11 protein-coding genes and 1 tRNA gene are annotated in these 12,865 nt (G+C 41.1%); 9 read left to right on the top strand and 3 right to left on the bottom strand.

Annotated elements, in window-relative coordinates; translation table 11 throughout:
- Nucleotides 1–61 precede the first annotated feature (61 nt).
- Nucleotides 62–135: transfer RNA gene (locus tag B5G04_RS06420), tRNA-Arg, on the top strand.
- A gap of 205 nt (nucleotides 136–340) precedes the next feature.
- Here the strand turns inward: B5G04_RS06420 and B5G04_RS06425 are convergent.
- Entirely contained in the window at nucleotides 341–1,096 is a 756-nt protein-coding gene (locus tag B5G04_RS06425) for an RNA methyltransferase (RefSeq protein WP_022040425.1), read from the bottom strand.
- Between the two features lie 284 nt (nucleotides 1,097–1,380).
- On the opposite strand from B5G04_RS06425, the gene B5G04_RS06430 reads away from it, so the two are divergent.
- Complete coding sequence (locus B5G04_RS06430) at nucleotides 1,381–3,696, top strand: BamA/TamA family outer membrane protein (RefSeq protein ID WP_087396362.1); 2,316 nt, start codon at nucleotides 1,381–1,383, stop codon at nucleotides 3,694–3,696.
- A gap of 27 nt (nucleotides 3,697–3,723) precedes the next feature.
- Nucleotides 3,724–3,954 carry a hypothetical protein gene (locus tag B5G04_RS06435; RefSeq protein WP_087208372.1) on the top strand — a complete coding sequence of 77 codons (231 nt, stop codon included), beginning with the start codon at nucleotides 3,724–3,726 and terminating at the stop codon, nucleotides 3,952–3,954.
- A gap of 57 nt (nucleotides 3,955–4,011) precedes the next feature.
- On the opposite strand, the gene B5G04_RS06440 is transcribed toward B5G04_RS06435, so the two are convergent.
- Nucleotides 4,012–4,752, bottom strand: a complete 741-nt coding sequence (locus tag B5G04_RS06440) for an NADPH-dependent oxidoreductase (protein ID WP_022040428.1) — start codon at nucleotides 4,750–4,752, stop codon at nucleotides 4,012–4,014.
- 190 nt (nucleotides 4,753–4,942) lie between these two features.
- Nucleotides 4,943–6,346, bottom strand: a complete 1,404-nt coding sequence (locus B5G04_RS06445; RefSeq protein WP_087249781.1) for a hypothetical protein — start codon at nucleotides 6,344–6,346, stop codon at nucleotides 4,943–4,945.
- Nucleotides 6,347–7,632: 1,286 nt separating this feature from the next.
- On the opposite strand from B5G04_RS06445, the gene B5G04_RS19715 reads away from it, so the two are divergent.
- The 6 genes from B5G04_RS19715 (at nucleotide 7,633) to B5G04_RS06475 (ending at nucleotide 12,831) form a co-directional block, all read left to right on the top strand.
- The gene (locus tag B5G04_RS19715; protein ID WP_158100063.1) at nucleotides 7,633–7,776 is read left to right on the top strand and encodes a hypothetical protein; all 144 of its coding nucleotides are present in this window, start codon (nucleotides 7,633–7,635) and stop codon (nucleotides 7,774–7,776) included.
- A 237-nt stretch (nucleotides 7,777–8,013) separates the two neighbouring features.
- Complete coding sequence (locus B5G04_RS06455; RefSeq protein WP_087396366.1) at nucleotides 8,014–9,006, top strand: WYL domain-containing protein; 993 nt, start codon at nucleotides 8,014–8,016, stop codon at nucleotides 9,004–9,006.
- A gap of 174 nt (nucleotides 9,007–9,180) precedes the next feature.
- A complete protein-coding gene (locus B5G04_RS06460) occupies nucleotides 9,181–10,056 on the top strand; it encodes a hypothetical protein (protein WP_087396368.1) in 876 nt (291 codons plus the stop codon).
- A 1-nt stretch (nucleotide 10,057) separates the two neighbouring features.
- Entirely contained in the window at nucleotides 10,058–11,167 is a 1,110-nt protein-coding gene (locus B5G04_RS06465; RefSeq protein ID WP_087396370.1) for an ATP-binding protein, read from the top strand.
- On the top strand, nucleotides 11,151–12,311 hold the full coding sequence (locus tag B5G04_RS06470; protein ID WP_143270436.1) for a hypothetical protein: 1,161 nt from the start codon (nucleotides 11,151–11,153) through the stop codon (nucleotides 12,309–12,311). Before B5G04_RS06465 ends, B5G04_RS06470 begins: the two co-directional genes overlap by 17 nt.
- A gap of 289 nt (nucleotides 12,312–12,600) precedes the next feature.
- The gene (locus tag B5G04_RS06475; protein ID WP_087396374.1) at nucleotides 12,601–12,831 is read left to right on the top strand and encodes a hypothetical protein; all 231 of its coding nucleotides are present in this window, start codon (nucleotides 12,601–12,603) and stop codon (nucleotides 12,829–12,831) included.
- The last annotated feature ends 34 nt before the right edge of the window (nucleotides 12,832–12,865 follow it).

The raw sequence follows: 12,865 nt of genomic DNA on the forward strand, positions 1-12,865 counted from the left end.
TGTAAAAGGGTTGCATATTTCAAATGAATGTCGTACCTTTGCACTCGCAATTAAGAAACGGGGTTCCGTAGCTCAGCTGGATAGAGCAACGCCCTTCTAAGGCGTGGGTCGAGCGTTCGAATCGCTCCGGAATCACAGAAATCTGTAAGTGGTTTTTCCGCTTGCAGATTTTTGTTTTTTCTACTCCACACGTCATTAATTTGTGCATTTGTTCAAGTATGCCTTTTGATGAACATAAGTGAGTGGACCGTTTCACATAAGTGACTTGGGTGTTTCACATAAGTAAGTCAGTCGTATCACTTATGTTCGTTGATACCGCATATGGTATAGTATGGCTTGTTTATTTTCTTCTCCTGAATTCAGCGCAGACGATAGCTGTGGCTATGGCTACATTCAGTGATTCGCTGGTGGCTCTTTCAGGCGGATAGTTTGGGATGAACAAGCGGTGGTTGATAACTTCGGCTATGTCCGGGCTGATGCCATTGCCCTCGTTGCCCATTATGATGATGCCTTTGCTATCTAAAGCTTCTTCGTATATGTTATTTCCGTTTAGGAATGTACCGAAGAGGGGAACGTCTGCCTTGGCCTGTTCTGTGATAAATGCGGCCAGGTCACAGTAATGGAATTTTACGCGTGCGATGGCTCCCATCGTAGCCTGTACGGTTTTGGGGTTATAGATGTCAGCCGTGCCTCGCGAGCAGAATATGTGTTCGATGCCGAACCAGTCTGCCACCCGTGCTATTGTTCCTACATTTCCGGGGTCTTGAACATCGTCCAGTGCCAGGCAGAGTGAGTGTCTGGCTGCATCTGCTTCTACTTTATGTGGCGGTTGTTCGAAGATAGCCAGTACTTCCTGAGGGGTTTTCTGCAGGCTGATACGAGATAGTTCATCTCTCTTTACCACAATGATTTCGGAAGCTTGGATGTAGGGGTGTTGGTTCAGCCATTCGTCGGTGCCTACTATCAGCCGGCATGTAAAATGCCCCAGCAGGTCGCCTACCAGTTTCGGTCCTTCGGCGATGAAGGCTTGTTCTTCTTTCCGGTTCTTTTTCTGTTCCAGCGAGTGGATGTATTTGATTTTGTTTTTGCTGAGCATACGTTTTCGTTTAAAATGACACCTGTCAGGAATCACAAGGGGAGTCAGAAAAGGTGGTATTGTTCACATTTTGGGTTGGAAGTTAGCAGCCGATACTTGTATGCTTGTTTCATAAAGCTGAATCACGGGCTTTTAACTACCGGGCATAGTGATAATTCTTGCGAAGCATGACCACTTTAACTCCTGATTCGCACAAATAACAAATATTTACGGGCAAAGCTAAGAAGATATTTTCAATAAATCCCTATCTTTGCGGATAAATTTGCATTCCCTCTGAGTAGTATATGAAAAAAAAGGTTCTGATAAACGTATTCCTGATGCTTGCTGTTATGTTGCTGGCAGGCTGTTCAGTGAGCAAGTTTATTCCAGAGGGGAGCTATTTGTTGGATGATGTTAAAATAGAGTCGGATAATAAAGAGATTAAGTCGTCGCAGATGAATCTTTATGTCCGTCAGACCTCTAATGCCAAATGGTTCAGTATTGTCAAGCTTCCCATGTATATTTATAGCGCTTCAGGGCTGGATTCTACAAAATGGCTGAATCGTTTTTGGCGCAAGATAGGTGAGGCTCCCGTCATATATGACCGTGAGGCTGCTCGGGACACCCGTGAGGAAATGGAAAAAGCCGTACAGAATATGGGATATATGGGAGCTACTGTAGATATGGACGAGGTGCCTTCGGGCAACCGGATGAAAGTGTATTATTCGATTCATTCGGGACAACCGTACGTTGTAGAGCGTCTGACTTATGACATTTCCGATTCGAAAATAGCCGCTTATCTGGCAGAAGATTCTACTCATACCCGTCTGTACGAGGGAATGCGTTTCGATGTAAACGTACTGGATGAGGAGCGTCAGCGTATTACCCAATACTTGCAGGACCGTGGGTATTACCGTTTCAATAAAGATTTCATAACTTATCAGGCGGATACGATGCTGAATACGCATCGGGTAGGTTTGACAATGAGATTATTGCCTTACCGCCGTACAAAGGATGATGCGCCTCAACCCCATAGGCAGTACACATTGCGTAATGTGCGTTATGTGCTGGGGGTAGATTTTGCAGAATTGTCAGAGGATGCTTTGCGCGGGCTCGATTCGATATCTTCCGGTGGAGTCGGGCTTTTTTATAAAGACAGACCTTTTTTACGTCCGCGGGTCGTAACCGATTATAATCATTTACATCCGGGGGATTTGTATTGCAGCCGTAATGTACAGGACACTTATTCTTCGCTGGCGAGGCTGTCAGTATTGAAATATTCCAATATCCGTTTCGATGAAGTACGGTTGCCCGGCGATTCTGCCCGTGTGGATGCATATATCTTTTTGTCTAAGAACAAAAACAAAGCCCTTTCATTCGAAATAGAAGGTACCAATTCGGCTGGTGATTTAGGAGCAGCCGCTTCGGCTTCATTTATCCACCGCAACTTGTTTAAAGGATCGGAAACGTTTACCTTGAAATTGCGTGGTGCGTACGAAGCGGTAAGCGGACTGGAGGGGTATGCCAACAGCAATTATGTGGAGTATGGCGTGGAGAGCAGCATCAATTTCCCCGAATTTATGTTTCCTTTTTTGTCATCCGACTTCAAACGGCGTGTCCGGGCAACCTCAGAGGTCAGTGTGAAGTTCAATTCACAGGTACGTCCGGAGTTCGAACGGACGTTGGCTTCTGCTGCTTGGAGTTATCGGTGGTCGCGTAGGGGAAAAGCTACGCACCGGTTTGATGTGCTCGACATCAACTATGTTTACATGCCTTACATTTCCGGTGCTTTCAATGATTATCTTGACCGTATGGACCAGGTCAATCCTTTGTTGCGGCATAGTTATGAAGACCTTTTTATCGTGCGGATGGGGTATACTTATACATACAACAGTGCAGGAGGAAATGCGATGAAGGCTGCCAAGAGCAATTCGTATTCCATCCGTTTCAATATTGAAGAGTCGGGCAATCTGCTTTATGGATTTTCGCGTCTGGTGCATAAGAAACCGAAATACGGCGATGCTTATCAGCTGGCAAACATCGATTTTGCCCAGTATGTGAAGATGGATATCGATTTTGCGAAGAATTTTGTGATAGACGACCGGAACTCGTTGGTATTTCATGCTGGATTGGGCATAGCTTGCCCGTATGGCAATTCGAGAAGCCTGCCTTTCGAAAAGCTTTATTTCTCGGGTGGAGCCAATAGTGTGCGTGGCTGGAGAGTGCGTACGCTGGGACCCGGTTCGTACCGGGGAGACGGGAATACCATCGATTATGTCAATCATACGGGTGATATCAAGCTTGACCTTAACATCGAGTATCGTACCTATTTGTTCTGGAAATTGAATGGTGCGGCATTTATCGATGCCGGTAATGTGTGGAATATTCGTACCCAAGGCACACAGACCGAAGGCGTTTTCAAGTTCAACCGTTTTTATAAGCAATTGGCAGTAGCATATGGTTTGGGCATTCGTTTTGACCTCGATTTTCTAATCCTGCGTTTCGACGGTGGTATGAAAGCCATCAATCCGATGTATACGGGCAAAGACCGTTATCCGATTGTTTCACCTGATTTCAAGCGTGATTTTGCTTTCCACTTTGCTGTAGGCTATCCCTTCTGATTAGTTTAATTCAATTATAAAGACAAGATGAAAGATTCTAACAATTTGTATACGAAAGAAGAAATTCAGGAACTGGAACATTGGTTCGATAGCAAGGAGCTTCCTAAGAGTTTGCAATTGGACAAGGCTACATATATCCCAGACCTGAAAGAAACATTGCACAGGTTGTTTCTGCAAGCAGACCAATGCTACGAAAATCCGAAGATGCAAGGTTGTATTTATCTGCTAGAACGCATCAAGGCAAAGCTGGAGGAATGAAGAATGAAGAATCCCATGTGGCGAAGCGATTCTTCATTCTTCATTTAAAAAAGTTCATCATTCCTCAAACTTCTGCTTGCGTAGAGTTTCTTTCAGCACTTTCGACATTGCCTCGTTTCCTTCTTTCGTGTAGCGGATGTCGGTGAAAATCTGTGCCAGCGTTTCGGTATGGTTGATTTCCACGAAATGCTTGTTCTCGGGCAGTGACTCCTTGTAGGCATAGATACGGTCGATGTCCTCGGGCGAATAGTCATGATATTGCTCTTCGTGAACGATGCCTTCCAAAGGCAGACGGTCGGTCTGGGGAGGACATTCATCGGGATAGCCCACGGTGATGGTAGCAAGCGGAATGACCCGTTCGGGCAGGTTCAGGACTTCGATGATTTGGTCGGGATTGTAAATCGTGGTGCCCAGGAAACAGGTGCCCAGTCCGGCGGCTTCGGCAAGTGTGCAGAAGTTCTGTGTAAGCATGATGGCATCAATGCTGGCATTCATGAACGAGAGCAGGTTGTCGTAGCCTGGTTCTGCCTTGCGTTGGCGACACCACTTCACAAAGCGGTTGAAGTCGGCGCAGAAGGTCAGCACCACGGGAGCTTCTGCCAGCATTGGCTGGTGGAAATGTGCGGGTGCCAGCCGTTCTTTCATTGCCGGGTCACGTGTGATAATGACGCTATACAACTGCATGTTACCCATTGTTGGGGCACGGAAAGCTTCTTCCAGCAATCCGTTCAGCAAGTCGGCAGGGATGTCCTGTTGCTTATACTTGCGTATCGTACGTCTGTTTTTGATAGAATCCATAATTTGTTTTTGGTTTTTGGTTTGAGCAAAGGTAATATAAAATGAGCAAATAAACAATGTGCCAATGTGCCAATGTGCTAATGTGCTAATGTGCTAATGTGCTAATGTGTTAATGTGCTAATGTGCTAATGTGTCAATGTGCTAATGTGCCAATGTTCGTTACGCCGGATTTGATAATATCTCTTGTGGCTTAATGTGTGTCGAACTCGGACAACTTGATGCCATAGCCCATTTCGGGCCATTCTACGTAGATGTCTTGGTCGTCTGTATGCCTCACTATCAACACTTGTTGCGTAGGGTTGATTGTTTGAAGAAAATCGTATGCCTCTATGGGCAATTGGTACGTGCGGCTGTCCCCATTGTGCCTGATGAAGAGCTTCAGGCAAGTCCGGCTGATGCTGACATCTTCCAGCTGGTAGGTGTCTTTCAGGTCAATTCTGCCTGCAAACAACGCTTTGGCTTGTTCGAAGATGGAATTTCCTTGTTCTTTATCCCATTTGTTCATGATTCTTGCCCACACTTTTTCTTCTTTGTCTTTCGGTTTTTCCAGATTTATCTGTTTCATGGCTTCAGGAAGCCCGAATAGATTACCTGTTGCAGGATTGGCTTCCAGATAGAGTGTATGTGTTTCTTCATCATATCCGTAGGCATAAAAACACCATTCTCTATGTGCTCCAGTTCCCCGGCAAGCTTGAAGGATGAGCGGGTCGTCTTCTTTATCTACCGACCAAAAGCAAAACACCAATGCGTCTTTCAGTACGAATGTGCAGATGTCTTTTCCTGCTTCCAGGCACAATACGATGTAGCACCCGTTTGTGGCACGCCCGAAACTATGCTCTACCAGTACCCATACTTGGCTGCCTTGTAGGTAAGGGTGCCCGGGTATGCGCCAAAAGCTTTTTGCATCCCAACCGAATAACATCATGCTTTGACTGGCATAGCTGCTGAAATCCGCTTCCGTATAGCGTCGGAACAAGATGGTACAGTTTTCGATGATTTTCCACAAGTTCGATGCTTTTGTCAGTTCTTTCAGATTGAAAGAAATTTCATGCGCGTCCGTCCTTTCCGGGTACCAGTAGGATAACATACTGTCCAATTCGTCTATCAGCAGGCAGAAAGTGCGTTGGGGGTTTTCCTTATAAGGGTCGATATTTCGGCATCGTATATAAATCACCGTCACGATGCCCCAATACACGTCCGGTTCGTCCGCTTTCAGGTCTTTCAGTATCGGGGCGGTTTCTTGCTGGAATTCCGGAGAACAAGCTTCGTAATCATCATCGGTCAGCATGAGCAGCAAGTATCGAAGCCACTTCGGATGTTTCCGGTCCATTTCGGGCAGAATCAAGTCGCTGAAATAAGCGGCCCCTTCAAAGATACGCGCTAAGTTATACAAGTGCCTTTCCGTGAGGCAGTGCTCTTCCAGGAGCTTGTCCCACACGTCGTCCACCGTACTGTCTTTCGTTTCATCCCTCATAATCCGATAAAGGGTCGCCTTGTTGCTTTCGTATCCCAAGTCTTTGGCGAGTGCGGAAGCCGAAGGCGCGAAAGCCCGGTTTTCGATGAGGCATTGCAATATCTTTCGTTTCTCGTTCATATCCGTATCAATTTAAGCCGGTTTTGATACAAAACGCCGGCACCTGCCGAAATCCGTCCTTATATAATATAAGGAGTAAACGGGAAAACCGTAATTTTGTATCAATCGGATGTAAAGGTAAAAAAACTCCCGAAAAAGAGCGTCATGTCCGGCAAAAAATGTATATTTGCATGATGCGGGCTGGAGAAATGGCCCACATTTATGGAAAGCGTTTTTTACTTTCGTCCTAAGAAACGAAATCGCCAAAATTCAGACTCAGATGGATGAAAGGAACATGACGCTCATCTGTTTTGTATATGTCTGTGTACAGCCCGTGTTGTACCTGTACATACCAAGACGGCGTGGGAGTACTGTTTATATTCATTTCTGGGTAAGGCGTTTGGCGATGCCTGTTTCTTGATGGATAGCAGACAAGTCCTCACGCCTTTACTTTTGTGTTAAATCTAATGCTGAATTCGGAGGGCTTATAGGCGTATAAGAAGGGGAGGGAATATCTTCTCCAGAAAGGGGAAAAAGTCATGAAATATAAATTAGATTACGATTGCGGTTCGTGAGAGTCCGATTGGGAAATAGAGGACGGTATCCGATACGATGCTATGGGTTGACAAAGTAATATATACTGCATCGCCCGATGCAGTATATATTCATAGGCAGATGAAGTATATATTCATCAGGCGATGCAGTATATATTACTTTTGGAGGGGTATTGGATAGCTTGGCTTTTATAATATCAGTCCGGCTATGTTTCCGTACGAATAAGCGTCCGTATTTTATTTCCCTTTTTAGTGGTGAAATAGCTGTAATATTGCAATAACTTGATGATGTAAAGGTAAAAAACTCCAAGAAAAGAGCGTCATGTTCGAGTAAAAAACATATCTTTGTAGTGTCTGGCCGGAGAAATGGCCGGACTTACATATAGAAAGCGTTTTTTTGCTTTCGTCCTGAAAAACGAAATCGCCAATTTCAAACCAGAAGGATGAAAGAACATGACGCTCATCTGTTTTGCATATGTCCGTGTACAGCCCATGCTGTATCTGTACATACCAAGACGGCGTGGGAGTACTGTTTATATTCATTTCTGGTAAGGCGTTTGGCGATGCCTGTTTTTCAGTGCATAGCAGACAAGTCCTCACGCCTTTACTTTTGTATTAAATCTAATGCTGAATTCGGAGGGCTTATAGGTAAGAAAGGAGATGTGTGGTAAAGAAAGTATGTGTGTAAAAAATAATAGCTTAACGGAACCTATAGAAGGATTGATTTGAAGTCTAATTTAAATTTTACAGAATATGAAACCTTATAACGATTATGATGATAACGAGGAGGATTATTATTCTCCTACAGATTGGGAAAGAGATCCTTATGAAACAGATGAAGATTATGAGGATAGAATACAAGACCAAGAAGATTATTTGGATTACAACAATGATTGACGCTTATTAAATCGCTATTTTTTTGAGGAATGGCAAGATATGGTAGTAATAAAGCACGATCTTGCCATTTCTCATATAGACCCACATTGTTAGGTGATAATTTTGCTATAGTCTAAAAATAAAAATTAAGGAAATAGATTATTAGGGGGTATATATTTTTTAAAACGTAATATTGTAAAAATATTAAAGATGGATGGGAAATTTTAGCAATATAATTCTTAAAAGTGGATTCAGATTATGGCAAGATATAAAAAAAGTCCTATGCATGAAGGACAAGATAAAATAGCTCGGTTTAAACGACTTGATCAATTGTTACGCTCTTCTGAGGGGCATACATTAAATGAAATTTTAAATGATGACCGAATAGACAACATAAGCAAACGCCTTCTTCAAGATAATTTAAATGAACTAAAAGAGAAATATGGTGCCAAGTATAAAGAAGGTCTTTGTCGTGGCAGAGAAAAATTGTGGAGATATGAAGACACAAATTTCTCAATTATGGAGCAGACTTCCATAGACATGGAAGTAATAGGAAAGTCTATTGAAAAGCTTAACTTTTTTAAGGGTGATCCTCGTTATGATATGCTTAGATTCTATCTTATTGAACTCGAAAATGGTATATCTGAAGATGGAATTAATTTTATGTCGTTTGACAATAATAGTGAGGTCGCCGGTCTTGAATATATTGAGAATATTATGAATGCCATTATACATAAATATCCGTTGAAAATGTGGTATCAACCTTTTAAAGGAAAGGAATTGGAAAGGAATATCCATCCTTATCATCTTCGTCAATATAATAGACGGTGGTATGTGTTCGCATTATGTGAAGGGCAAAACGAAATACATAATTATCCTCTTGATAGGATTGTGAGACTGGAACATTTAAGTAAGCCATATATCGAATCAAATATTGATTTTGATGAATATTTTGATGATATAGTAGGTGTATCGAATTACAAGAATGCACCTTTAGAGAAGGTTGTGCTCAAAGTTGGCAATTCAAGTATTGATTATATAAGGACTAAGCCTCTTCATTGGAGTCAGACTGAATTGAAAGAATATTGTACAGAAGATTATACTGTTATTCAGCTGAAGGTTAAAGTTAATACAGAGCTTAAGATGCTTCTGTTTTCATATAGCGATGCAATCGAGGTCTTAGAGCCTGCATGGTTGCGGGATTCATTTGCAAAACAAATAAAAAATATGAGCGATATGTATAAAGTATGAAGAAATGCTGCATACATAGATTTGATAATTGGTGTATTTTTGCATGTCTGTAAAAGTGCACTTAAAAATACAGATGCCACAAACACCTATGGGCGGAAAAGACGGTGTCAAATTGGGTAATCTAATTAGTTCGTTTTATAGAATTAAATCTGGGTTATATAAATTAAGAGCAATATGGGTTTTATCGGAACAATATTAGGTTCAAAGGCTGTAGAAGAATATGTTAAAGAATATAAGAAAGTCCACTCTCAGTATGTAAAGAATCAAGAGAGTTTGAGGACGCAAGCTTTATTGCTTTATGGAAAAAGGAAGTTGTATGTTAAGATTCTTGAATCTATTCCACAGCGTTTATCTTCCATTAACAACTTACCCCCTTGGTGTAATAATGATTTGACAGATTCATTGAAACAAATAGAAGATTTTCAAAAAGCTGTCGAGTATGAGAAACGCCCTGATAAGTTTGCAGAATTAACGGATAAGACAGGACGAACAGCTGCTCAAATTTTGGGTACAGCTGCTACTGGTACAGCAATCGCAACTCTTGGCCCAACCGCAGCAATGTCAATAGCAACAGTTGTTGGTACAGCTTCCACAGGAACTGCAATTAGTGCCCTTACAGGTGCGGCGGCAACGAATGCGGCATTGGCATGGCTTGGAGGAGGTGCTGTCGCAGCTGGTGGAGCAGGCATTGCGGGGGGAAATCTCTTATTAGGCTTGTTGGGCCCGATTGGATGGACTATTGCTGGTTTAGGTACTGCGGGTGGAATCTTCGCTGCCAGATTGAAGAATAAGAGTAAGCTAAAGGAGTTGGAGGCGCAGGTGGAGATTATGAAGCATTATAATGAAAATGTGGTTCCCCAGTTACGACATTTATCAAGTCTCATAGTGAGAAGCGATGATAATCAGAAACGATTGGAAGATTCTTTAGTGTGGTTAAATACTGTTTTCCCCAAGGACTATCAGCAATGGAATGAAGATCAAAAACATAAGTTGGAAGTTTTAATCAATATTGTATTCATTTCTGTTCAGTTGATAAACGAAAGGATTTAGTATGGAACTTCAAGATTTGCTAAAACTTTCCCCAGTAGAGCTTGCATCACGTGTTCAAGAACTTGAGTCACGCATTCAAGAGCTTGAGGATGAACGTTCTCGTCTGATTGATTTGATGGATAAAGTGAGGGAGCATAAACATAACTATTCAGGAGATTTTGGATTAGTTGTTAGTGCCCCAATTCAAGCATTGGTTAAAGAAGTTATATCTAATCCGGATGCTTTTATCCCTGATGACATAGACCGAATTATTAAGATATATGCCGATTCTGCGGAAATGCGCGGAACTTATGAATGTCTTGGATGGCGAATAGAAGAAAAATTGGAAAAAGTTAAGGAGGTTATGGTACCTAAAATCAGAGAAAATGTCGAGTTTTTTTCATCTATAGTTGGCCAGAACAAGACGGAGTATAACAATACTCATCTTATAGATATTTTGAGAATGGCTTTAAATGAGTCTGAGTCACTTTGTGATAACCTTGAGAATATCGAATCGTTTAAATATGGGATATCGGAACCATTTAATTTGAAGGCTGAGATACTAAGTGCTTTTAAGGGGGACAACTCCAAGCGTGGTCTTTTAGGAAAAACTACTATTCAAATTGAAAAATATTTTGGAGATTTGTCCGATGTTCAAGTTAGCATGAGTAAGAAAGCTTTCCGTTCACACGTTTTGGGAAACATAATCAAGAATTTGCATGATCATGCATTTGTTGAGGATTCAACTTCTACTTTCCCTATCTTAAATATTCGATTATCGCTGTGGAAGAAAATTTTGTCACGCTTTTTCTCGCGATTATTTACTATTAATCTCCAAAAAACTTTCAGTGTCGGAGATTATTTTGAGAAAAAAGTACTGATTAAATTAATAAAGGATGAGAAAAGTGATCATAGGGTTAACTTAATCATAGAAAATAATGGTAAGGAATTTAAGGGTGATAGAGATGCTATATTTGATAAAGGAGTTGGAAGCGGGGAGGGAATAGGGCTGTATTCTGCAAGGCAATTCCTGAAGCATTATGGAGCAAATATTGATATGTTGGAAAAGGTTGACGACGGATATAAAGTTGGATTTATTATTAATTTACCTATATATGGATCAAATTTATAACATCTTGTGGCTTGATGATGAGCCTATCAAAGCGCTGGAAATTATTCGGGAAATGCATCCTGAGATGAATTTTGAGAAGATTGGTTATGTTGATGAATGTAAAGACAGGATTACCAATAAACGCGAAAAGTATCATGCAGTAATACTTGATGCTAACGGAGTGTCTTCGGATTCTCCAGAGAAAGATGCAAATAAAAGCGGTTTTCTTCCTTTGGTTCGTCACGTGATAAATTGCAAAATACCGCTATACATTTACTCTGGTCAGCTCCTTAGGAAATCGGAGGGAGATACCGCAGATGTAGTTTTGGAGGCATTACACAATTGGGGATTGCGAGACGGAGAAAACATATTTCAAAAGTCAAGTGGTCCTTATGAAATGATTGAGAAGATAAAATCCGATTTAGATAATAAATATTATTACTATCAGGGATATGAATATATTCTTGATTTCTTCTCAAGGGGTTGGATAGAGATGAAATTTAAGTCTTCTCAATTCGATCCTATTATGGAATATTATAAAGAACGTGATATAGATTCAGCTCATGGTAACCAGATGCGTCAAAGCGTTGAGCAAATGCTGGAGTGTATAAATTCAATAATGAAAATTACAGATGACAAGGAAGATAGGGCATCTAAAATTATTGGTGGATTGTCTCATTCCTATAAGAGATACTCTGAAGTAATGATAGGTGCTTTGAAGCATATGGATGAAATGCCTAACGAAGAAAGTCACAATGCTTTGGACGAAGAGATGCGAGAACTGTTTTTTTTATCAGACTTCTCAACCTTTTTCTTGGTTACAAAATGGTTTCATAATCTCATGTTACGGCTTGAAAAAGAAGGTTTCACAAAGATTGTTGAACAGCCAATAGAAGAAACGAATGCGGAAACATTTGTTCCTTTGCAGGATAATTCGAAACCAAGAATGCTTGAAAAACCGGAACGTCAATCCAATAATGATGGTTTGTTTGAGATGCCATACGAAGAAGATGGGCAGAAGTATGTAAATCTGAAAGTAAAAGTTCTTTATGGTGATAAGTCTTTGAGAAACGCTCCGGGAAGGGTGCTTGTAACCGGTATTATGAAAGATAAATATACAAAGAATGGTTGGGTTACCCGCCATGTTAATCAAGTTGAAAAATAAGTTTGAAAATCTGAAATTATAAGGAATCAAATTGGGGAATATTGCTAAAATTGAGGTTTTAAGGAAAAAATAATTTCACTGGATTAACTTTTAATGATAGCTATGTAGTGTGAAGTAATGCTGCATAGTTATCGTTTTTTTTGTGCTTACATTTGCAATGTCAATCAAAGAGAGGCGCCGCTTTGGTTGAATACCAAAATCTGCTTATGGGTAGGAAAAGACGGCAGAATAATAGTTAACTATGAATCAGAATTGAGCTTCAACTACTGGTTTACAAAAATTTAAGAGTATGAAAAAACAAGAAAGAGGGTTTTTAGAAGACATCGAAGATGCTTTGGGAGATTGGGAGTATCAAACAGATGCTTACCACGAGAATGAATATTTTTGTGTTGATGTAACTATCGACATGGATGATTGGGGCGGCAATGCTGATGAAATCTGGGACGCTTTAAGTGACGTTGCCTCAGAATGGGGAGCTGGTATTGATTCTGATATGAATACATATTACCTCGCATTGTAGAATAAGATTGTAAATTAATTGTTTAACCATTTAA

Source organism: Bacteroides sp. An51A (genome assembly GCF_002161565.1).
GTDB classification, from domain to species: domain Bacteria; phylum Bacteroidota; class Bacteroidia; order Bacteroidales; family Bacteroidaceae; genus Phocaeicola; species Phocaeicola intestinalis.